The 21,718-nt window shown below is 48.8% G+C and carries 31 protein-coding genes; 30 read left to right on the top strand and 1 reads right to left on the bottom strand.

The window, feature by feature from the left end:
• Positions 1-21 precede the first annotated feature (21 nt).
• The 29 genes from serS (at position 22) to GX441_08555 (ending at position 20,523) form a co-directional block, all read left to right on the top strand.
• Entirely contained in the window at positions 22-1,275 is a 1,254-nt protein-coding gene (serS, locus tag GX441_08695; protein ID NLI98719.1) for a serine--tRNA ligase, read from the top strand.
• Positions 1,272-2,405, top strand: a complete 1,134-nt coding sequence (gene ribD / locus GX441_08690) for a bifunctional diaminohydroxyphosphoribosylaminopyrimidine deaminase/5-amino-6-(5-phosphoribosylamino)uracil reductase RibD (protein ID NLI98718.1) — start codon at positions 1,272-1,274, stop codon at positions 2,403-2,405. The genes serS and ribD overlap by 4 nt, the downstream gene beginning before the upstream one ends.
• Before the next feature lies 1 nt (position 2,406).
• Positions 2,407-3,036: a riboflavin synthase gene (locus tag GX441_08685; GenBank protein ID NLI98717.1), complete on the top strand. Its 630-nt coding sequence runs from the start codon at positions 2,407-2,409 to the stop codon at positions 3,034-3,036.
• Positions 3,037-3,357: 321 nt separating this feature from the next.
• Positions 3,358-3,495, top strand: coding sequence for a hypothetical protein (locus tag GX441_08680; GenBank protein ID NLI98716.1), 138 nt, complete (start codon positions 3,358-3,360; stop codon positions 3,493-3,495).
• Positions 3,488-4,555, top strand: coding sequence for an alanine--glyoxylate aminotransferase family protein (locus GX441_08675; protein ID NLI98715.1), 1,068 nt, complete (start codon positions 3,488-3,490; stop codon positions 4,553-4,555). Before GX441_08680 ends, GX441_08675 begins: the two co-directional genes overlap by 8 nt.
• 13 nt (positions 4,556-4,568) lie before the next feature.
• On the top strand, positions 4,569-5,471 hold the full coding sequence (locus GX441_08670) for a 3-phosphoglycerate dehydrogenase (GenBank protein ID NLI98714.1): 903 nt from the start codon (positions 4,569-4,571) through the stop codon (positions 5,469-5,471).
• Positions 5,471-6,763 (top strand): DUF1015 domain-containing protein, encoded by a 1,293-nt coding sequence (locus tag GX441_08665; protein ID NLI98713.1) that lies wholly within the window; start codon positions 5,471-5,473, stop codon positions 6,761-6,763. The genes GX441_08670 and GX441_08665 overlap by 1 nt, the downstream gene beginning before the upstream one ends.
• A gap of 78 nt (positions 6,764-6,841) precedes the next feature.
• Positions 6,842-9,616, top strand: coding sequence for a HEAT repeat domain-containing protein (locus tag GX441_08660; GenBank protein ID NLI98712.1), 2,775 nt, complete (start codon positions 6,842-6,844; stop codon positions 9,614-9,616).
• 196 nt (positions 9,617-9,812) lie between these two features.
• Positions 9,813-10,247, top strand: coding sequence for a hypothetical protein (locus tag GX441_08655; protein ID NLI98711.1), 435 nt, complete (start codon positions 9,813-9,815; stop codon positions 10,245-10,247).
• Positions 10,248-10,271: 24 nt separating this feature from the next.
• The gene (locus GX441_08650; GenBank protein NLI98710.1) at positions 10,272-10,733 is read left to right on the top strand and encodes a hypothetical protein; all 462 of its coding nucleotides are present in this window, start codon (positions 10,272-10,274) and stop codon (positions 10,731-10,733) included.
• Between the two features lie 80 nt (positions 10,734-10,813).
• Complete coding sequence (locus tag GX441_08645) at positions 10,814-11,260, top strand: hypothetical protein (GenBank protein NLI98709.1); 447 nt, start codon at positions 10,814-10,816, stop codon at positions 11,258-11,260.
• Between the two features lie 92 nt (positions 11,261-11,352).
• Positions 11,353-11,808: a hypothetical protein gene (locus tag GX441_08640; GenBank protein ID NLI98708.1), complete on the top strand. Its 456-nt coding sequence runs from the start codon at positions 11,353-11,355 to the stop codon at positions 11,806-11,808.
• A gap of 98 nt (positions 11,809-11,906) precedes the next feature.
• Positions 11,907-12,350, top strand: a complete 444-nt coding sequence (locus GX441_08635; GenBank protein NLI98707.1) for a hypothetical protein — start codon at positions 11,907-11,909, stop codon at positions 12,348-12,350.
• A gap of 62 nt (positions 12,351-12,412) precedes the next feature.
• Complete coding sequence (locus GX441_08630; protein NLI98706.1) at positions 12,413-12,841, top strand: hypothetical protein; 429 nt, start codon at positions 12,413-12,415, stop codon at positions 12,839-12,841.
• 25 nt (positions 12,842-12,866) lie between these two features.
• A complete protein-coding gene (locus GX441_08625; protein ID NLI98705.1) occupies positions 12,867-13,304 on the top strand; it encodes a hypothetical protein in 438 nt (145 codons plus the stop codon).
• A 17-nt stretch (positions 13,305-13,321) separates the two neighbouring features.
• A complete protein-coding gene (locus GX441_08620; protein NLI98704.1) occupies positions 13,322-13,786 on the top strand; it encodes a hypothetical protein in 465 nt (154 codons plus the stop codon).
• Positions 13,787-13,812: 26 nt separating this feature from the next.
• Positions 13,813-14,265: a hypothetical protein gene (locus GX441_08615; protein NLI98703.1), complete on the top strand. Its 453-nt coding sequence runs from the start codon at positions 13,813-13,815 to the stop codon at positions 14,263-14,265.
• Between the two features lie 68 nt (positions 14,266-14,333).
• Positions 14,334-14,789 carry a hypothetical protein gene (locus tag GX441_08610; GenBank protein NLI98702.1) on the top strand — a complete coding sequence of 152 codons (456 nt, stop codon included), beginning with the start codon at positions 14,334-14,336 and terminating at the stop codon, positions 14,787-14,789.
• 266 nt (positions 14,790-15,055) lie between these two features.
• Positions 15,056-15,496 (top strand): hypothetical protein, encoded by a 441-nt coding sequence (locus tag GX441_08605; protein ID NLI98701.1) that lies wholly within the window; start codon positions 15,056-15,058, stop codon positions 15,494-15,496.
• A 53-nt stretch (positions 15,497-15,549) separates the two neighbouring features.
• Positions 15,550-15,993, top strand: a complete 444-nt coding sequence (locus tag GX441_08600) for a hypothetical protein (protein ID NLI98700.1) — start codon at positions 15,550-15,552, stop codon at positions 15,991-15,993.
• Between the two features lie 66 nt (positions 15,994-16,059).
• Positions 16,060-16,506: a hypothetical protein gene (locus tag GX441_08595; GenBank protein NLI98699.1), complete on the top strand. Its 447-nt coding sequence runs from the start codon at positions 16,060-16,062 to the stop codon at positions 16,504-16,506.
• Positions 16,507-16,510: 4 nt separating this feature from the next.
• On the top strand, positions 16,511-16,696 hold the full coding sequence (locus GX441_08590) for a hypothetical protein (protein NLI98698.1): 186 nt from the start codon (positions 16,511-16,513) through the stop codon (positions 16,694-16,696).
• Positions 16,689-17,135: a hypothetical protein gene (locus GX441_08585; protein NLI98697.1), complete on the top strand. Its 447-nt coding sequence runs from the start codon at positions 16,689-16,691 to the stop codon at positions 17,133-17,135. Before GX441_08590 ends, GX441_08585 begins: the two co-directional genes overlap by 8 nt.
• 55 nt (positions 17,136-17,190) lie before the next feature.
• Positions 17,191-17,649: a hypothetical protein gene (locus GX441_08580; protein NLI98696.1), complete on the top strand. Its 459-nt coding sequence runs from the start codon at positions 17,191-17,193 to the stop codon at positions 17,647-17,649.
• A gap of 22 nt (positions 17,650-17,671) precedes the next feature.
• Positions 17,672-18,127, top strand: coding sequence for a hypothetical protein (locus GX441_08575; GenBank protein NLI98695.1), 456 nt, complete (start codon positions 17,672-17,674; stop codon positions 18,125-18,127).
• A 61-nt stretch (positions 18,128-18,188) separates the two neighbouring features.
• Positions 18,189-18,635 carry a hypothetical protein gene (locus GX441_08570; protein ID NLI98694.1) on the top strand — a complete coding sequence of 149 codons (447 nt, stop codon included), beginning with the start codon at positions 18,189-18,191 and terminating at the stop codon, positions 18,633-18,635.
• 57 nt (positions 18,636-18,692) lie between these two features.
• The gene (locus tag GX441_08565; GenBank protein NLI98693.1) at positions 18,693-19,157 is read left to right on the top strand and encodes a hypothetical protein; all 465 of its coding nucleotides are present in this window, start codon (positions 18,693-18,695) and stop codon (positions 19,155-19,157) included.
• A gap of 235 nt (positions 19,158-19,392) precedes the next feature.
• Positions 19,393-19,836: a hypothetical protein gene (locus tag GX441_08560; protein ID NLI98692.1), complete on the top strand. Its 444-nt coding sequence runs from the start codon at positions 19,393-19,395 to the stop codon at positions 19,834-19,836.
• 138 nt (positions 19,837-19,974) lie between these two features.
• Positions 19,975-20,523, top strand: a complete 549-nt coding sequence (locus tag GX441_08555) for a flavodoxin family protein (GenBank protein ID NLI98691.1) — start codon at positions 19,975-19,977, stop codon at positions 20,521-20,523.
• Positions 20,524-20,572: 49 nt separating this feature from the next.
• Here GX441_08555 and GX441_08550 read toward each other — a convergent pair whose 3' ends face one another.
• Positions 20,573-21,235 (bottom strand): TIGR00266 family protein, encoded by a 663-nt coding sequence (locus GX441_08550; GenBank protein ID NLI98690.1) that lies wholly within the window; start codon positions 21,233-21,235, stop codon positions 20,573-20,575.
• Between the two features lie 235 nt (positions 21,236-21,470).
• On the opposite strand from GX441_08550, the gene GX441_08545 reads away from it, so the two are divergent.
• Positions 21,471-21,718, top strand: a 248-nt coding sequence (locus tag GX441_08545; protein ID NLI98689.1) for a helix-turn-helix domain-containing protein, incomplete at its 3' end; no start/stop codon positions are given.

Genomic DNA, 21,718 nt, shown 5'->3' with positions numbered 1-21,718 from the left:
AACTTCATTATATTATACCACATGATTGATCCAAAAAAGATACGAGAGAACCCGGATGAAATAAGGAAACTTTTGGCGCGGAGGAAATGTCCCGTTTCCGTGGATGAAGTATTGACCCTGGATAAAGGGCGGAGAAATCTTCAGTCGGAGCGAGATGAAGCAAGACACGAACTAAACGAGGCGTCCGAGTCGATAGCTAGGCTCAAAAGGGAAGGCAAGGATGCATCTTCCGCTATCTCTAAAACCTCGGAGCTCAAAAAAAGAATCAAGGAACTTGACGAAAAACTTTCTACGGCTGAGAAGGGATTTGAAGACCTGCTGTGGAAGCTTCCTAACCTTCCTGACCCTGAATCGCCTGAGGAAGATACCGTTCTCCGGACATGGGGTAAAAAGCCCGAGTTTGATTTTGAAGCAAGAGACCACGTGGAGATCTGTGAAAGACTCGGTCTCGTTGATTTCGAGTTCGCATCAGAATACTCCGGAGCCAGATTCGCGGCATACGTAGGTGAAGGCGCAAGACTCGTCAGGGCACTAACACAATTCTGCCTTGATCTGCACACCAAAGAACACGGATACAAAGAGGTGTACCCACCCGTACTCGCGAGAGAGGAGGTCGTCCGTGCTGCAGGCCAGCTGACAAAACTCGAGGATATGTACGCCCTAAAAGATGATCCACTCTATCTTATTCCTACAGCCGAGACCGCTCTCATAAACCTTCATATGGGAAAAGAGTTAAAAGAAACCGAGCTTCCCATAAGATACGCCGCATATACGATGTGCTTCCGCAGGGAGGCCGGCACTTATGGCAAGGACACTAAGGGCCTGTTCAGGATTCATCAATTCGATAAAGTCGAGCTCGTTCAATACGCGCACCCCGATAAATCCAGACAAGCCTTTGACGAGATTGTTTCCCACGCGGAAAAAGTTCTGCAACTTCTGGGTCTTTCTTATCAGATAAAAGCCCTCTCCCCAATCGAGGCCGCCTTCCAGTCTTCCTTTACATACGATATTGACGTATGGGCGGCCGGTGCCGACGACTGGCTCGAGGTTTCTTCGATATCAAACTGCAAGGATTTTCAGGCCCGCCGCAACAAGACCCGTTTAAGGTTGAATGACGGCAGCCTTGTCTACCCCCATGTTCTTAACGGTTCAGGGACTGCTTTCCCCAGGCTGATAATTGCAATCCTTGAAAACTATCAGCAGCAAGACGGTAAGGTAAAGATACCGGAAGCGTTGAAACCGTATATGGACTCAAAGGAGTATCTCGGAAAGTGAGCGACTTACTGTTTCCCGAGTTCAGTAAGGAAGACATATACTGGATGCAGGAAGTATTGAAGCTTGCCGAACGCGGTCGCGGAAACGTGTCGCCTAATCCGATGGTTGGAGCCGTTATCGTAAAAAACGGCGAGGTCGTAGGCAAAGGCTTTCACTCCCGGTGCGGCGGTCCGCACGCCGAGGCCATAGCCCTTGCAGACGCAAGAGGAGCCGCTGACGGCGCCACACTCTACGTTAATCTTGAGCCATGTGTTCATTTCGGAAGAACTCCTCCATGTTCGGAGCAGATAATAAAGTCAAAAATCAGACGCGTTGTGATAGCTATAAAGGACCCGGACAGGCTTGTAGACGGCAAAGGCATAGAACTGCTTTTGCGTTCTCATCTGAAGGTAGACGTTGGACTCATGGAAGGCGAGGCAAGGGAGTTGAATAAGGCCTACATAAAACACCGTGAAACTGGATTGCCTTACGTTATACTCAAACTAGCGTCCACTCTTGACGGAAAGCTTGCTACTTCAGAGGGTTTCTCGGAATGGATAACGGGTGAAGAAGCAAGACGTTATGCGCACCAGTTGAGGGCGGAATCCGATGCGGTGATGGTCGGAGTGGGCACCATCCTCAAGGATAATCCAAGGCTTACGGTGAGAATGGTTAAGGGCCGTAATCCCCTGAAGGTCGTTTTGGATTCTAATCTAAAAACTCCAGCGGATTCGCAAATATTCGATGAAGGTAAGACCCTTATCTTTACTAAGAGAGATTCTCTCGCCAACCGTAATCGATATAATGCTTCCAGGGTCTCGCTTGCCGCGGTGGACGTCGACGAAAACAACAGGCTTCTGCTCCTGGATGTTCTCAAAGAGCTCGGCCGCAGACACGTCTCCCAGCTTTTAGTTGAAGGAGGCGGAGAGCTTGCATCCGAGTTCCTGAGACAGGGTTTTGTTGACTTTCTTAGTATATGCATCAACCCGTCATTAATGGGCAAGGGAGTAGGATATACGGATACCATTGAATGCGGAATGATCAGCGAACGTATGTTTCTTAAGAACCTCAGAGTTACGCCCATGGGCGATGATTTGAGACTCGAGGCAAAACCCTCGATGCCTGAGGATAAATTGAAGAAAGGAAATTAGAATGTTCACAGGCATTATCGAGGAAGTCGGCAGTATAAAGAGGGTTTCGAGCAGAGGCGCAAACAAGGTTTTGGAGATATCCACTTCACTCGATGTATCCCCGGGAGACAGTATCTCAATTAACGGAGCCTGTCTTACTGTAACGGAAAATGGTGATGGTTGGGTAAAAGTCGAGGCGACGGCAGAGTCTCTCAATCGGATATCGCTTGGGTCGCTTTATTCGGGCTCAAGGGTCAACCTGGAAAGGGCGCTTACACTGTCAAAACCTCTTGGAGGCCATATCGTCCAGGGTCATGTAGATTCTTCGGGAAAGATAAGCAATCTCCGCAAGACAGAGGATGCATGGAAAATAGAGGTAGCTTTCTCTAAAGATTTCGAAGATCTCGTAGTCGATCAGGGATCTATCTCTATTGACGGCGTAAGCCTCACGGTTTTAAAAAAAATCGAAGGTCCTAAGTTTGTTGTAAACGTTATACCCGAGACCTTGAAGAGAACAACGCTTTATGAACGTCGTGTAGGTGATAATGTCAATCTTGAATTCGATATCATTGCCAAGTACATAAGAGAACAAACCCGTAACACCCGTAACACCCGTAACACCCATAACACCCATAACACCCGCAACCCGTAAGGCCCATACCTGTCACACCTATACCCGTAACACCCGTACCCGTAACCCGTTACATTGACTTGTTGCAATAACCATTATCGAAGACCGCAAGATAACTCGAGAAAAACCATGATAACGACAGATAATCACCTAGATTTATTCCTGACTCGTCCCATCAAACCGCAACGCCTACACGCGACCCCAACATTAGATTCGTATTAATGATAATCACTCCTGCTTAAGAGTTTCAAAAAACATGCTGATTCTTGTCATCTTAACTCCAATCCATAAGCGACTTGAGTAAGGTTGACATATCTCAAGTACAGAATATACTTTGTTTTGATGAGATGGGTCATTTCTCAAATCCCTCTAACAACCGCAAAAGGGCAGGAATTTTTTTTTGTTGAGAAGGATTGCTTAACAGAAGTAAATCAGGATATTAAAGAGCAAAAACCCCTGTTTGGAGGCATTTATGCATAAAAAACTTTTCATACCCGGTCCAACCGAGGTACTGCCTGAAGTGCTCGAGGCCCAGACCAAACCCATGATTGGTCACCGCATGAAAGAGGCCTCAGCGCTCGGAATGAGCATCCTAGGTAAGCTTAAGAAGGTTTTCGAGACTGAATGGGACGTAATCGTCTGGACGAGCTCCGGTTCGCTTGTCATGGAGGCGTCCCTCCGTAATTCTGTAAAAAAGGGCTCCCTTCACACTCTTTGCGGTTCATTCGCCGAACGCTGGTACAAGATGTCCCAGGCCAACGGATTGCCCAACGGAAAGATAGATGTGGAATGGGGCAAGGCAATAAAACCAGATATGGTCGATAAGGAACTTTCTACAGGAAAGTACGACGTTCTCTGCCTTACTCACAATGAGACTTCCACAGGCGTCATGAATCCAACGGCGGAGATTGCCGATATGGTCAAGGCGAAGTATCCCGATGTCTTGATACTGGTGGATGCAGTGTCTTCGATGACTGGAGCAAAGATTGACGTTCACAAGTACGATGTAGTTCTTACCTCGTCGCAGAAGTGCTTCGGACTCCCCCCCGGTCTTGCCTTCTGTGTAGTATCTCCCCGATTCATGGATAATGCCAAGACCGTTCCTAACCGAGGACTCTACACTGACTTCATAGACATGAAGAAGTATATAGTCGAAAAGGAAGGCCAGACCCCTTCGACCCCTGCTCTTTCTCTCTACAACGCGCTCGATTTTCAGCTGGATAGAATGCTTGCGGAAGGAATGGATGCCCGCTATAAACGTCACGCAGCTATGGCTGAACGCACCCGCGAGTGGGTAAAAAAGCACTTTGCCTTGTTCCCTGAACCGGGGTACGAATCGCTGACAGTAACTGTCGGCTCGAACAACAAGAATGCCAACATCGGCGATCTTAACAAAGCCCTTGGACAAAAAGGCATGGCTATAGCAAACGGATACGGCAAACTCAAGGATTTAACCTTCCGTATCGCGCATATGGGCGATTTGCAGATGAAGGACATCGAGGAACTCCTTTCTGCAATGGACGAAATCCTCGGTCATTAACCTGGAGGAAGCAATGAAAGTTCTTATCTCCGATCCTATTGCGCCTGCTGGAGTCGCAAAACTCCGCGACGCAGGATTCGAGGTTGTCGAAAAGCCCGGTCTTTCACCCGAACAGCTTAAGAACGAGATAAAGGATTATGACGCCATTATCGTCCGTTCGGCAACCAAGGTCAAAAAAGATATCATAGAGGCAGGAACCAACTTGAAAGTTATAGGACGCGCAGGCGTCGGTCTTGACAACGTGGATAAGGATGCGGCTAAAGAACGTGGAATCAAGGTTGTCAATACGCCTGAAGCCACTTCCATATCGGTGGCAGAGCTTGCACTCGGGTTGATGCTTGCCGCAGCCCGGCACATCGGTCAGGGTACAGTAAGTCTCAAGGAAGGCCGCTGGGACAAAAAGAAGTTCGAAGGCGTTGAGCTTTACGGAAAAACCCTGGGCATCATCGGAATAGGAAGAATAGGTTCAGAGCTCGGCAAAAGAGCCGAAGCCATGGGCATGAAGGTTCTTTTCTATGATCCTTACGTACCTGAGACACATTTCGGAAAGTCAAAGGATCTTTCAGAACTTCTGCCCGAGGTCGATTTCCTTTCCCTTCATATCCCGCATACCGAAGAAACGCACTACCTTATTGGCCGCGAAGAATTCGCGAAGATGAAGGATGGAGCCATTCTCGTGAATGCTGCCAGAGGAGGCGTAGTCGATGAGGAAGCGCTTTATGAAGCTCTTACCTCGGGAAAGCTCCGCGCGGCGGGCATTGACGTTTTTGAGACCGAACCCGCCGTTGGTCACAAACTCTTCACCCTTGAAAACGTGGTCGTGACCCCGCACGTAGGAGCCCAGGCCGAAGAAGGCCAGGTTCGCGCAGGCGTCCAGATTGCAGACCGCGTCATCCAGGCTCTAAAGGCAAAATAGTGGCAGAAATAAAACCCTTCCGCGGACTAAGGTACAATCCTCGAAAGATTGCAGACCTTTCTCAGGTAATCACGCAGCCTTACGATAAGATTACTCCTGAGATGCAGGCCGAGTACTACAAGAGACATGCGGACAATTACGTGAGACTTATCTTCGGACGCGAAGCCGATCGTTACCAGGAATCCTATGATTTCTTCAATAAGTGGATAGCTGAAGGAATTCTCATCAAGGATGATGAGCCGGCGCTATACCCTTACACGCAGACCTACAAAACGGAAGCAAATCCGAATCCTGTGACCCGCACCGGCTTCATAGCCGCTCTAAGGCTCCACCCTTATGAAGACAAAGTCGTTCTACCCCACGAAAGAACTCTTAAGAGTGCAAAAGAAGATAGATTCAGCCTTTTTACCAAAACCCTGAAGAACTATGAACAGGTCTTCATGTTATACGGCGACCCAGGATGCACCATTGAAAAGCTTTTTGCCGAACCTATATCTCAAAAACCTTTGATGGAGGCTACTGACGACTACGGTTGCATCCACAGGGTTTGGAGAGTCACGGATAAGGCGATAATCAAGAAAGCGCAGGATGTATTGTCCGCGCTGCCCGTAATGATAGCAGACGGTCATCACAGATACGAAACCGCTCTTGCCTTAAGGGATTATCTGAAGGAAAGAATTCCGGATGCACCTGCGGACAGCGCGTTCAACTACAGAATGGTTACCCTTGTAAATCTCTTTGATCCCGGTCTTCTTGTACTGCCGACTCATCGTTTTGTCATAAAACTCAAGACACCCTTTGGTGAGTTCGAGCGAGCACTTCATGAATACTTCGATGTTAAAGAAGTTCAGAAATCCGAACTCATGAATGAACTGAAACGGGAAGCATCAAAACACTCTTTCGGACTCTACAGCAAGAATAAAACCCTGCTTCTGGTTCTCAAGAATCAGAAAATCATGGATGAAATAATGGCTGATTCAAGTCCCGAAGTTAAGGCGCTCGATGTGTCGGTATTACACATGCTGGTTATCGAAAAGCTCCTCGCGATATCCAAGGATGAAATCGAATCCTTTATCAAATACGAACGCTATGCGGATAAGGCGATGGCGGCAGTCGATAGGGGCGAATTCGAGATGCTATTCCTCATGAATCCAACAAGGGTTGATCAGGTAGAAGCGGTATCTAAAGCCGGCGAAAAAATGCCTCAGAAATCAACCGATTTCTACCCAAAGCTTGTTTCGGGGCTTGTAGCGTTTGATGTCGACCCTGGCGAACGGCTTTCTGATTCATGAAAACGCCTGATTGAAACTTAATATTACAACGGAGCTGCGCGCCGCAAGCCGCAGCTCCTCGCTTTTTAAGGAGGATGTTTGATTATCTTGGTTCTTATTTCGATTATTACGGCAGCGCCCGACACATTTTGGAACGTTGAACGCGACTATCTTCTCCAAGGGCTGGAACTCATGAATCTGTCCGCAAAGGACCTGGAGTACGACAAGCAGTGGATACCTGACAGTTTCAGACTTAAGGCAGTATCAAACCTCATGGATAAGCCGCTGTACGTACCCGATTACGTCATCGGAGCTGGTGAGAGAGTTAAAGGATGCATAAGCCCTTCGGAATATTTTTCTATGACTTCGGAGGAAATAACGGGAAGAACAGCGAGTCCTGAATCACCTAAAAGCAAGGACGTGGAACAAAAGATAAAAGAAATCTTCGCTCTTACGGACAAACATCTTCAGAAAGCGTTCGCAGGGCTTTCTTCGGCTGAACGCGACAGTCTTTTATACACCGCTCCGGCTCTGTGGTCAGATGAGGCGGATTCGCTCCAAAAGGGATACGCCGGTGCGCTGGAGATGGAGTTCGGCGTGCCGAGGGACACAGGATACGGCTTGAAGCTAGTGAACCTGCTCAGGCTCTCAAAGAAGGTGGATGTCTACGAACTCAATGTTGCAGGAGCGACTCTTGCCGAAGGAGTAGAGGGATTGATTCCTTTAGCGGAAAGACTCCTGGAACAGGAGAATCCTCCCGATACACAGGTTGATGGTGTTGAAGGAATAGTCTATGCCGTATACGATCTGGGCAACGGTCAGAAAGCGGTTATAGGAGGTCCCTGGCGCAACGTCTATACCGCCAACTTTGCCGTCATAGTGGATCTTGGCGGGAATGACATATACGAGGGTCGTGTGGCAGGCGCAGTAGGTGGACTTGGTTCGCCCGTAAGTTTTGTTCTTGATCTATCGGGCGACGACGTCTACCGTAACGGCTCCAAGCTCGTGAATCAGGGAGCGGCTCTGTTTGGTTCGGCGCTGCTCTGGGATATTGAGGGCGATGATTCATACAACGCATTTCATATATCCCAGGGTGCGGCCATATTCGCAACAGGAATGCTGATTGACGAAGAAGGTGTTGATAGTTATCGAGCCGGATATTTCACTCAGGCCGCAGGTAATTTCGGAACCGGAATAATGATAGAAAGACACGGCGATGATCAATACAGGTCTTACAGCTGGGCTCAAGGATTAGGCGGACCATTGGGCTACGGTCTTCTTGCGGACGAGGAAGGCGATGATATATACTACGCCGGAGGCCAGTATCTGCATATGCCGCTTGATCCGGACCAATACCGCTCCTTCGCGCAGGGATTCGGCTTCGGCTGGCGGGATGTGTCATCTGGAGGAATAGGCTTCTTGTATGACAAAAACGGTAACGACAAGTATATAGGGGAGGTTTACGCTCAAGCTACTTCTTACTGGTTCGCATTAGGAATGATGCTTGATGAGCAGGGAAACGACCTTTACACGGCTGCCCAGTACTCGCAGGGTGCCGGTATACACCTTTCGGTAGGCGGACTGTTCGATATGGAGGGTGATGACCACTACTTTTCGCGCTTCGGTCCCTCACAGGGCGAGGGCCATGACCTTGCAGTGGGCTGGCTTATGGACAAGGACGGCGACGACGTATACTACGCATCAGGCGGGCAGGGTATTGGCTTGACTAACTCGGTCGGAATATTCGTAGATACGAGAGGCAACGATGACTACGCTTCAAGGGAAGCTTTGAGCGAGGGAGGAGCAAACTGGTCGCGCGGCACAGGCGGAATCGGACTGTTTATTGATTTACAGGGCGATGATCGATATGCTGAGAAAGACAAAGGAAGCAACAACGACGTCTGGCCCTCCGGGTCGATGGCTATAGGCATGGATCTGGAGGCGGTGGAACCCAAAAAGGAGGAGTGGGAGGATACGACAGCCGCCTTCCCCGAACTCGATACAATGAAAACGGATTCCGCAAAGATAGCAAGACTTTTTCATTACGCCTCGCTCTGGGAAGTAAGAGCTGATATTGGCAAGGTCAGAACCGCAAGAAAGATGCTCAAGGAACAATTCGGCGCCTCGGCCGTATATTACATCTTCAACTACGAATTCTCGACTTACGACGGATTGGTGCAGAGAGCTGTTGAGCTTTATTTCTCGGAATTCAAAGACACTGCCGGTTATTATCTCTTCAAAGGTCTGCACTCAACCAACGACACCATAGTAAGGAATTCTATTTATCTTCTCGGTCAGCTTAAAATCGACGGTGCGGGCGACACCCTTTTGAAAATGCTTGAAAATAAATCGATGGACAGCCTTGCGGGTTCTCTTATCGCCGCCCTCGGTAGTCTCAAAGAGAAAAAAGCCGTCTCGCTTATTTCAAAATACGCCAACCACAACAAGGAACGAATGAGGCTGAGAGCGGTTTCCGCTCTTGCGGAAATAAAAGATACCGCATCATTAGCGACATTGATGCCTAGAATTTTCGACGAATCTTTTTCAGTCAAGCTTGCTGCTATGTCTGCGGTCGCTTCTCTAGGTAAACCGGCGATTGAAAACTTAACTGCTGAAATCAGAAAGAGCCAGACAGATATTCGGCGTGCAATACTCATCAGGACTATTAGGAATACTTACAGACAGCTTGCAGACTCCGAGAAAACCTCCGAAATCAAGAAGAACATTGCGAATCTGGCAAAGCCTTATCTGGATTCATCTTGGCCTGCTCTTCGCGAACAGACAAAAAAGCTCTTGGACGAGGTCGATGGAAGGGCGGTCCTAGGGCCGGCCGATCTTTTCTTGATGCCTGAGGATATGAAAGAGAAGTTTTAACAGGATAATTCCGTCCCAATATAGACCTCAGGAACTCATAAACTCGAACCCCGGCATTAAGTATACTATAATATATTTTTATTCAAAAAAATATATATATAAGTTGCATTCAAAACTATTGACACATCCTTTGTATTTCTTATACTCCATTTAAGAAGAGATTGTAATAATCTCTTTTTAGCATAAAGGAGGAGACATGTCAAAAAAGTTATCTTTTTTCAGTATTGCTTTATTGGTCGTGATGGCTCTGGCGAATAGGGGATTTTCTCAGGCAACTGGCAGATGGTTAGGAACAGGTACAGGAGAAACCGTCCCTCCATCTCCTGCGTCCACTCCTGTCCCCATTCACCCCTGGCAGGAATGGATGGGTGATTTCAACGCAGGCGAGTTTGTTGGAGTATGGCTTGATGAAGACGAAAACTATGGGCAGTTCCGCGGCAAGATAATATTATCGACACCTGACGAAGCCTTGTGCCGAGGTAAATGGACATGGCTTAGACAATCGGGTGATCTGGTAGATATGGGGTCGTTCGAGATAATCTTCAAGTACAATGATTGGGTATGCGAAGGCAAGTGGTCGACGAATTACAATCTAGACAACGGAACAATAGAAGGGAAAAGAATCGAATAAAAATAAATAACATAAGGAGGAGTCGTGAACAATAAAAAGATGGCAGCCCTGGCGATTGCAGTGTTTTTATTGCTCGGGATTACTCCTGTCTATGCTCAGATTGCAGGCACTTGGGCAGGAACGGGTGAAGGCTGGTGTCCGTTTCCTGTCCCCTATCCGAATGAATACATGAAACCATGGCAGAACTGGAAAGGGTCTATTCCAAACACACAGAACGTATTTTCAGGCGAATGGTACGACGGCGACGGAAATCAAGGCACATTCAAGTCGGAAATTCTGTTTGTAACAGAGGAGGAAGCCTATGCCGGAGGTGATTGGTACTGGATAGACAACCGTTTCGATCCGCCCGTATATCGCTGGATGGGTCCTTTCTCAATGAAGTTCAAATACCCACCCTATGGCAGAATACACTGCTACGGCGAATGGCAAGGACACATCCCTTCGGGCATCTATTCAGGAACGATGAAGGGAAGGAAGGTAGATTGATATCACTTCTATCGGGCCTAAAGAAGAAAGCCTGATTAAACCAGGAGGAAGGAGGCGAACATACTAACCTAGGAGGAGAAATGATCAACGCGAGGCGAATCGCTATAGCGCTTTCAGTTTTCTTTGCGTTGGGCGCAGCGTCGCTAAACGCTCAGCTTTCAGGAACTTGGAAAGGTTCAGGAACAGGAAGCTGCATCCCCCACCCCGGCATTGTAATATACCCCTGGCAGGAATGGAAAGGCGAAATCCCTGATGCCGAAGATGTGTTTTCAGGCGAATGGCGGGATTCCGGCGGCAACCATGGCACATTCAAAGGCACGCCACTTCCTTCTCCTATACCCGAAGAAAGACGCTTCAGCGGTGAATGGACCTGGCTTGACCCGACCGTACCATCAACGCAACCTGTAGTCGGCGGAAAGTTCAGCATGACCTTTTATTTTCTTGAAGGCTACTGCAAAGGAACCTGGAGCAGCGTATGGCCTTCCGCAAGCGCTCGAGGAACAATGAAGGGCGAAAGAGTAGACTGAATTTCGATTCGTTGCAAAGAGAAACTGTGAGCACGTCAACGCATCAGAACAGGATGAGGAGGCTCAATCAAACAAATAAAAGGAGAAGCAACGTGAATCTCAAAAAAACCCTTCTCGTCGTTGCAGCCTTATGCCTGATTGCATCGACGCCGCTAGCGGCAGACCTTTGGGGAACCTGGGCAGGCTCCGGAAAAGGTAACTGCTATCCCCATCCAGGCGTAGTAATATACCCTTGGCAAAACTGGAAAGGCGAAGTATACAAAACGGAAGACCAGGATGCGCCCATCTTCGAAGGCGAATGGTACGACGAACTTGGCAACTACGGAACCTTCAAAGGCAACATATACTTTCCGCCTATCGAAGAAGAGGCAATAGCTGAAGGTGAATGGACCTGGTATGATCCGGATGGAACGTCTGCAGAGCCCGTAGTCGGCGGCAAGTTCAAGATGACCTTCATGTTCATCGAGGATTACTGCAAAGGCTCGTGGAAAACCATCTGGCCTTCGACGAGTGCTGTAGGCACAATGGAAGGAAAAGACCAGGACTAATAATCAATAGCTATTGATGTGAGGGCGTTACCCGCCCTCACACACCCTAATAAAATCAGGAGACGGAGGCACATTAAAACAAAAAAGAAGGAGAAGAAATGCGCAAAATAATACTGGCTGTCATTGCAGTAGCGATGATAGCGGCAACACCGATCATGGCACAGTCTCTTCCCGGAACCTGGAAAGGCACCGGCGAAGGTATATGCCCGCCGCCCTTTCCGACACCCCTACCCGTTATGATGAACCCGTGGCAGAATTGGAAAGGCGAAATTCCGGCTACAGGGACATCGTTCAAGGGCTCTTGGTACGATGGTCCGGGGTATAAAGGCAACTTCAGCGGTTTGATACTTCTATCGACGCCCACCTTCGCCGTGTGCAACGGTCAGTGGACGGTAATAAACCCCTACACCGACCCGCCGCAGGAGATAGTCATGGGGAACTTCACCATGCGCTTCTACTATGCCGACCTGACCTGCAAGGGTGAATGGTACACGTCTAGCGCCGTATATCGCGGAACAATGGAAGGCGCACAGGTTGATTGAACAAACCGAGGTGTCGAGGGCCGAGTCCCTCGACACCTTCAACAAACGATGAAAGGAGAAAAATGCGCAAATCCATAATGACATTGGCAATCTTTGAACTACTGGTCTTGAGCGTTCCTGTGTTCGCGCACTTTTCAGGCCCCTGGGCTGGGACAGGAACCGGTTCGATACCCACTTCATACGGTTTTCCTCTCGATCCATGGAGAGACTGGAGCGGCACGATTTCGGTCGATCACTCGACTTTTGAAGGCACTTGGACGGATGTCACATGGGTGCCGGGCGCAACTTCAGGCACCTTCAAGGGCTCAATGGTTGTCCTTGGTCCCGACGTAGCAGTATACAAGGGTTATTGGTACTGGGAGAAGAAGCCCGGCCAGAAGATGGGCGACTTCAAGATGACCTTCTACTGGAGCAACGGAGTCTGCTATGGCGAATGGCACTCCTTCATCCCGGCAGGCTTCTCTGGAGCAATGACCGGCGACCGATGGTAAGAGCAACAGATCAAAAGGAGCAAGGATGCGTAAACTGATACTTGCCGCAATCACGGTACTCGTTCTTGCAGCCGCAACGCCTGCTTTAGCTCAACTCGCCGGAAACTGGGACGGAGTCGGCACAGGTACGTGCACTCCGCCCTCGCCGCCGTTCCCTCCGGCTGTACTGCAGCCCTGGTCGTCATGGACAGGCGTAATCCCTCCAACTGAAGACAGTTTCACAGGCACATGGACGGATGGAGCTCACAATGGAAGATTCTATCATACCTCAATTACAATTATCAGCAGTGACATAGCGATTATTGATGGAAAATGGACATGGAGAATAACACCGACCAAGGAAGCAACAATGGGTACATTTCATATTATTTTCTATTGCCATAATCGCGTATGCAGCGGATCTTGGGCATCGCCTCATCCTACAGTGCCGCCCAGGACCATCCAGGGCGACGCCTTGCCCTGAAAATCAAAGGAGACAAAATGCGTAAAATAACAATCGCTTTAGCAGCCGCAGCAATAATGCTTGCGGCAGCACCGGCATTTGCCCAACCTGTTGGTACATGGACAGGCGCAGGAGAGGGCTGGTGCCCGTACCCGATACCTACTCCTTCTTCGGCGCCAATGTATCCCTGGCAGGAATGGAAGGGCCGTTTTGAACCTAACCCCGATGAGATAGGATATGTTTTCTACGGAGACTGGTACGATGCAAGCGGCAATCACGGAACCTTCAGGGGTAAGGCTCTGCTTGGTACGCCTGAAGAGATAGCTTGCCAGGGAACCTGGACCTGGTGGAACGAAAAAGTCGACCCTCCTCAGGTTTATAAAATGGGTACCTTCAACATGCTCTTCAGACGCGACGGAAGTTCCTGTCATGGCGAATGGAAAGCCACAAATGATGATGCTCTTTACCACGGATATATGAAAGGCTATTGGGTAGAACCCTAGCAAAACAACGAAAGAAAGGAGAAAAAATGCGTAAATCACTCCTGATTGCTTTGACTGCAATCCTCCTAGTCGGCGCAATACCGGCATTCGCACAACTGGACGGAAACTGGATAGGCCAGGGAAAGGGCGTATGCTCGCCTCCAATCGGCTCCACCGATTTCCCTATATACGCCTGGCAAACCTGGAAAGGCCAGATAAAGGGCGATGATTTCTGGGGAACCTGGTCAGATGAAAACGGCCGATTCGGCAATTTCAAGGGCAAAATCATCGTCATCAGCCCCGAGGAAGCATACTGCGAAGGCGAATGGACCTGGGTCTACGGTCCTGATACCGACCCTCCCCAGGAGTACTTAATGGGACCTTTCCAGATGAAATTCGTCTACTTCCCTGTTGAAACCCCTTATTGCAACGGCAAGTGGCAAACTTATTACAGCAACGAAGCCGGAAGCATGAAAGGCAGAATGATCTGGACAGACTAAAAACATAAAAAATGCGGGGGGCGGGCATTCCGCCCCCTTGTTCAAACCTTATCTTCAAAGGAGAAGAAATGCGTAAAGTATTACCGATAATAACGATACTAGCGGTACTTGCCGGAGCGGCGCCGCTGTTCGCCGATCTAGATGGACTGTGGGAAGGAGAAGGAAAAGGCGTATGCTATCCGCCCTTCCCCACGCCATCCATTCATCCCATTTATGCCTGGCAAAAGTGGTCAGGATACGTAGAAAACAAGGAAGTTTTTTACGGCAAATGGGCAGACGAAAGAGGTAACTTCGGCCAGTTCGAGGGAAAGATACTCCCACTAAGTCCTTCGGACAAGTATGTAGTTTGCGAAGGACGCTGGACATGGTTCAACACCTTAGTTAAGCCCCCAAAGGAAATAACCATGGGCAAGTTCACCATGAACTTCTATTACAATGAAGATGTCTGCGAAGGCAAGTGGTGGAGCGACTATTCACCATCCGTCAAGCCTGGAATAATGAAAGGCAAAAGAGTAGGAGACTGAATTCTTCAAAGGATAAATGACCTCAGGAAACAACGGAACGAGTACTCATGGCTACCTGAAATTGGTTTTATGAAAGTCGATTCGCCTTATTAAGACGTAATGGGTAAATTCCGGATGAAGTTCAACAAGGAAAAACTCATTTGCAAAGGGAAATGGAGCACTTCATACGGCGACGAGAGCGCAATAATGAAAAGTTGAAAAGCAGAATAAAAAACGCCTATTCGGGGGGCGGACTTCAGCCCCCCGGTAAAAACTAAGGAGCTAGAATGCGTATACCCAAAATAAAGACTTCTGTATTATCACTGGTGCTGTTTCTGGGAGCAATGCCATTGTTCGCTCAATATGCCGGAAACTGGGTAGGTGAAGGATATGGTAAATGCCCTCATCCGGCTTTACCTGGTCAGGCTATATATCCCTGGCAGAAATGGGGAGGCTCGATCCCTATCAGTTTGAGCGACTTTACAGGCAAATGGTCGGACAGCGGCGGAAACCTGGGCTACTTTAAAGGAACGCTGACGTACCAGGGACCAATAAGCGCCGAATACCGCGGAGTCTGGGGCTGGATCGATACGAGCGTATTTCCTCCATACTATAAGGAACTCGGCAAATTCTATATGAATTTCCGCCTGGCAACCATGACCTGCAAAGGCGAATGGTGGACAATGGACGGTTCAGCAAATGGCTGGATGAAGGGAAAGAGAGAATAAACTAAAACCCATAAACCAGGGTATGAAATACTGCCCGAAAAAAAGGAGGCACAATGCACCACTCAAAAAAACCCATGATTATCATTCTTGCGGCGGCTCTTTTAATAGCCGCTGCCCCGATGGCCGCTCAAATAGCGGGCAACTGGGAAGGCACTGGAACCGGTTCCTGCTATCCGGCTAACGGCATAATCATCTATCCCTGGCAAACCTGGCAAGGCGAAATACCAAACGCGCAGAATGTGTTTAAGGGCGAATGGCAGGGTTCCGACGGAAATCATGGCATATTCAAAAGCAAGATACTCTGGATAAGCGTTACTACCGCAATCGCAACCGGTTCGTGGTACTGGTACGATCCTACAGGCGTAGCCGAACCCGTGTACGGCGGTGACTTCAAGATGAAATTCGAATACGCTTCTGACGCTTGCACTGGAACCTGGACAACCATTTGGCCTTCTTCAAGCAATGTAGGAACAATGACAGGCTGGAAGGTAAACTAAAACCAAATCATTACGGTTCTCTAGAGGCGCATTATGCATCTCAGAGTGACCGAACAAGGAGCAACAATGCGTAAAATACTCATAGCGGCGATAGCTGTCGCGCTAATCCTGGCAGCAAGCCCTGCAATGGCCCAGCTTGCAGGAGTATGGGAAGGAACCGGAAAAGGTAACTGCTACCCCCGGAATAGTACAGTTATCTATCCCTGGCAACAATGGAAGGGCGAGATACCTGCAACACAGACCACCTTCTCAGGTACATGGAATGATTCGCTAGGCAACCACGGCACATTCAAGGGAAAGATTGAGTTCTCGCCGATTCCGGAGCTTGCAAAGGCAAAAGGCTCCTGGTACTGGTTCGACCCGCTCGGGCCTTCGACGCAACCCGTTTACGGCGGCGATTTCGTGATGGATTTCTGGTTCACCATGAATCGTTGCAATGGAAACTGGACAACCATATGGCCTTCGACAAGCGCTGAAGGTACTATGAAAGGCTGGAAGGTCTGGCCCGACTGAAAACTTGAAAGATTCAAGAGAAAGGTACATGCCTTCCTCTAAAAAAGCATATGCTAAAGAAAACAAGACCGAGTCAATAACGACAATCGTTTATGGTGTCTTGGGGGATATATTCGACCCGCCAGGTTTGAAAGGGACGATTTACGGGAAAAACCCTAAAACCTTCTTCGAAAGGAGAAAAAATGCGTAAGATACTCATGACCGCTCTTGCGGTAATCGTTGCTCTAAGCGCAGCCCCGCTCTCGGCTCAGGTAGCCGGAACGTGGATGGGCGAAGGAAAAGGGGTATGCTCCCCTCCCCCCTTCTGGCCTACAGACATTCCCATCTATGCATGGCAGAAATGGACAGGAGAGATACCCGATTCCGAGGATTCTTTCAAGGGCTCGTGGCACGACGAAACGGGCAAATTCGGACACTTCTCGGGAAAAATCATAGCCGAGTCCCTCACCGAAGTCTATTGCGAAGGCAAATGGACATGGGTTTACGGTCCTGATACCGATCCGCCTCAGGAATACGTCATGGGACCATTCAAGATGTGGTTCCATAAGGAGAAACTCATCTGCCATGGCGAATGGTCTACCAGCTACAGCAACGAGGGCGGCAAGATGTGGGGAGGAATGGTCGACTAAAACTTCAGGGGCGGCTTAGCCGCCCCCAAATAATTCTTATTTGAAAGGAGCTAGCATGCGCAGAATATTGCCGATACTGGCAATCCTAGCTGTACTCATCGGAGCGGCGCCTGTATCTGCCCAGCTTATAGGCACCTGGGCAGGCGAAGGCAAAGGCTTTTGCTATCCAAAACCTGAGGTAGATATAGTTATCTATCCTTGGCAAAGCTGGAAAGGCGAAGTCTGCTATACCGATGAAACTGACAAGCCTGTATTCGAAGGCGAATGGTTTGACGAAGAGGGCTATCACGGAACCTTCTTCGGAAAAATGTACCCTACACCTATCGAAGAGTATTATCTCTTCAAAGGTGAATGGACATGGTTTGATCCAGCTTCAAAAACAGCCAAGCCTGTCGTAGGCGGCAAGTTCGAGATGAAGTTCCACTTCCTTGTGGGCACGTGCAACGGCTTCTGGGATACCGAGTGGCCGTCGCCCGTCGAACAAGGAACCATGTGGGGTAAAAAGATAGATTAACCTCAAAAAAGGAGAAAAAACCATGAAAAAAATCCTGGCAATAACAGCTCTGGCGCTACTGCTCGCATCGACATCCCTTTCTGCCGGACTTTACGGAGTCTGGGAGGGGGAAGGCAGAGGAAACTGCTATCCTCATCCCGGCGTTGTTATCTACCCCTGGCAACAGTGGAAAGGTTCGGTATACGATTCTCCCGACGGAGACGCAATCTTATTCACCGGCGAATGGTATGATGCAGATGGCAATACCGGAATCTTCAAGGGCAAGGTCGAGTATACGCCCATACCCGAACTGGCTGTAGCTAATGGTTCGTGGTACTGGTATGACCCTGCCGGGACATCTGACCAGCCCGTGTACGGCGGAGATTTCAAGATGAACTTCCGGTATATTGACGGCAAGTGCGAAGGCAACTGGAAGACCATCTGGCCTTCGACAAGCGCCGTGGGAATTATGAAAGGCTACTGGGTCTCGCCAGACTAAATTCCCGAAGATGGTATAAGAGGGGGTAAACGCCCCCTCTTAACTCAAAAAAGGAGCAACAATGCGCAAACTTCTAATGGTCGCTCTCACGGCGGCCCTCATTATCGGAGCTACTCCGGCACTGGCACAGGTTGCAGGAGTATGGGAGGGTACCGGCTCGGGCAAAGCCTACCCCCACCCAGGCGTCGTCATCTATCCCTGGCAGCAGTGGACAGGCCAGATACCGAAAACAATGGACGTGTTCTCCGGCAAATGGTCGGATAAATTAGGCAACTACGGCATCTTCAAAGGCAAACAGGTCCCGTCGATACCCGAACTAGTGGTGTTCAAGGGTTCCTGGTACTGGTACGATCCGGCCGGGACATCTGATCAGCCCGTGTACGGCGGCGATTTCGAGATGAAGTTCCACTTCATGGGCGGCGATTTCTGGTGCGAAGGAAAATGGACTAGCATATGGATTTCGCTCTCACCCGGAACCATGAAAGGCTGGAAGGTCTCGCCCGATTAAAACCCTTGGATAAGTTGAGGGGCGGATAATCCGCCCCTTGAATAAAAAAAGAAGAAGATGATGAAAAAAATACTGCTAACCGTTCTTACGGGAATCCTAGTGATAGGCGTTGTGCCTGCATTCGCCCAACTCGAAGGAAACTGGAAAGGAACAGGCGATGGCGTATGTTCCCCTCCCGATGGTTCTGCTGATATACCCATATATGCCTGGCAAAGCTGGGAAGGAGTCATCTATACATCCCCTGACCAGGAGATGCCTATATTTGAAGGTAAGTGGCACGATAAACAAGGCAACTACGGCAAATTCAAGGGCACGATTCTCTGGATAAGCGAAGAGGAAGCCTATTGCGAAGGTTCATGGACATGGTTTATCGTATCGCCCGATGAAATAAAGGAATATGATATGGGCAAGTTCGAGACATACTTCGTTCACTTTCCTGTCGAAACACCCTATTGCTTCGGCAAGTGGCAAACTGACTACAGCCCTGATGTTGGAAGCATGAAAGGCAGGATGGTTTTCTGAGGTCGGCAATCTCCGGATTTGCGTACCGTTCGAGATGAAGTTCAACATAACCAAAGGAAACTGCAAGGGCTTATGGTATGCCAGCGACGAAACCTCTGGCCGCATGTGGAGCACCGAATCAGGAACTTGAAGCCGTAAAGAACCCTGACTGCAAATATAGCAGATGACTTTAAAGACAGAATAAACGAGGACTAATAGTATGCCCTCAAACACAAAAACCTCAAAAGGAGGAAAAATGCGAAAAATAGCCTTAGCCGCAATCGTTGTGGTTGCATTCTTAGGAGCAACGCCTGCTTTCGCAGGCTACTGGTCAGGCACGGGCAGTTACGTTCCGTGGACCGAACCTGATGGTAACGTAGTTTACCCATGGAATGAATGGTATGGTAGTCTGATCGATGGTTCCTTCAACGGAAACTGGGAAGAAAACAATCCTAAGTATCAAGGTGGAGGAGTCTTATACAGAACCTTTACAGGTTCAATAATAAGCTACTATACGTCTGTAGATGGTGGAGATACGTACGGTCACTGCGAAGGCGAATGGAGTCGCTCGCATGACGGATGGTATCAAGCATGCGGCTGGTTCACAATGGAGTTCAATCTAACCGACGGTACATGTGAAGGGAAATGGGCTTCATATGATAAAACTGCTAAAGGAATCATGACAGGCACAGGTTACTAATACTGACTAGTAAATTATTTAGAGGAGGGGTAACCCCTCCTCTTCTATTTAATATTCATTCACACTGCTACAGATGCGAGCCTTTACAATCCCCTTGATTTTCTTCTTCAACCGGATAGAATCTCATTGGAGGCGACGATGAAAACCGTTGTAGTTTACTATTCGAGATATGGCAATTCACGTGTAGCGGCCAAGCTCATTGCACGCCAGCTTGGCGCACCTGTTCATAATATCGAAGTTAAAAGGCAAAAAGGCGTTTTTGAGTCTACCTTTTCAGCATTGTTCAGCAGGAGGCCAAAAATCAAGTCGATGCTCCTTAATCCGCAGGACTGGGATTTGATGGTTCTTGTCGCTCCAATATGGGTAGGGAAACCTGCAACACCTGTTAAGACTTTTCTTGCAGATACGAAGGTCGGCGATAAAAGAATTGCGGCGTTCTTTTCGTATACTACTACACCGCCTAGAGATGCGGCGGAATGGCTCAAGCGCGTTCTCGCTCACTTTGGAGCCCATCTTATCGCTGTTGGAGGATACGATACAAGCGTCAAGAATCACACCGTTCTCAAACAGCGCGTGTGGGAGTTTCTTGCACAACTTCCGTCCGAGGCGATTCCTGCACCGTCAATAAGACCTGCAAAGAGCAAGAGGGAGAATAAGAAGAAAACTGCCCGAAAAGGTAAAAAGTAGTCCAAATAAAAAAGCGAGGAGCAATCTCCTCGCTTTTTATTAATTGCTCTTACTTCTTAGTGATCTTAGGTTCTATTAAGGCAATGAAAGCATCGAGTGAACGCGTCTGAATCCAGACCCTGCCGGGGCCAGTAAAGCTCGCAACAAGCCCTTCACCAGAAAGCAAGGTGCTCTTTAAGCCGCCGACCGCTTTCACTTCGTACTTAACGCTTTCATCGAATGCCACCATGTGACCGGTATCTACCTTGAGAATCTGACCGGCAGCAAGCTCGCGCATGGTTATTGCTCCGTATGAACCGATAAAAAGATCGCCCGTCCCGGAGATCTTCAAGAGGAAAAGTCCCTCTCCGGAAAAGAAGCTCTTGGCGCCGCCGAACTTTGTGTCAACGTTGACATCGCCAGAAGAACAAATGAAAGAACCAGACTGGACGAGCAGCGTGTTGCCTGTCATCTTGACGTGAGATATATCCCCGGGTGTGTTTGCTGCAAAGGTTACTTCACCTTGCCCTGTGAAGTGATTCATGAAGAAGCTTTCGCCACCTAAAAAAGATCTTTTGAGAGCTGCGCCGAGGCCGCCCTGCATCTTTGTTTCTATGTTTACAGTACCGTCCATAGAAACCATGGCTCCAGATTCGGCCGTCACTTTATCGCCCTGACCTAATTTGATGGAAAGAAGCGAAAAGCTAGGTCCGTATTCTATTTTATGTTCCATAAAACCTCCTATGGTTTTAGCTGTATAATCTTCAGGAATATCGAATTGTCAAGCGAAAAAAGGTCGTGCGCCAGGAGATAGTTACCAGGGTTTAGAGAGGGTATTAGAGAAAGCGGGAATCTCCAGTAGACTTAGAAAAAAACAGTTGAAGAAGGAGAGGGCCTCTTACGCAGCTTGCTTATAAAACGTTAGAGAATATAGACCTCCTGCAAACAGTAAGGGGGTATCCAGGGAGTTGGGGACCTCCCGCCAGGCGGTACGCAAGCGGCTTAGACGTTACGAGGATGAGGGGTATAAAGGACTTCACGACAGCTCCCGCAAACCTCACATCTTGCCTCGCAAGACGGCTTCCATGGTAGAGCGTCTTGTATCCAAGCTTCGTAAAGAAACAGGTTACGGTCGGAGGCGACTAGCCTGGATACTGAGGAGAGACTATAACATCCACCTGTCGGAGGATACGGTGAGACACATCCTACGCAGGTT

Source organism: bacterium, assembly GCA_012517375.1.
In the GTDB taxonomy this organism is placed as follows: Bacteria; Hydrothermota; Tepidihabitantia; order B3-TA06; family B3-TA06; genus JAAYVC01.
The sequence above is the reverse complement of the archived record's forward strand: the minus strand, read 5'-3'. Positions and strand labels throughout refer to the sequence as shown.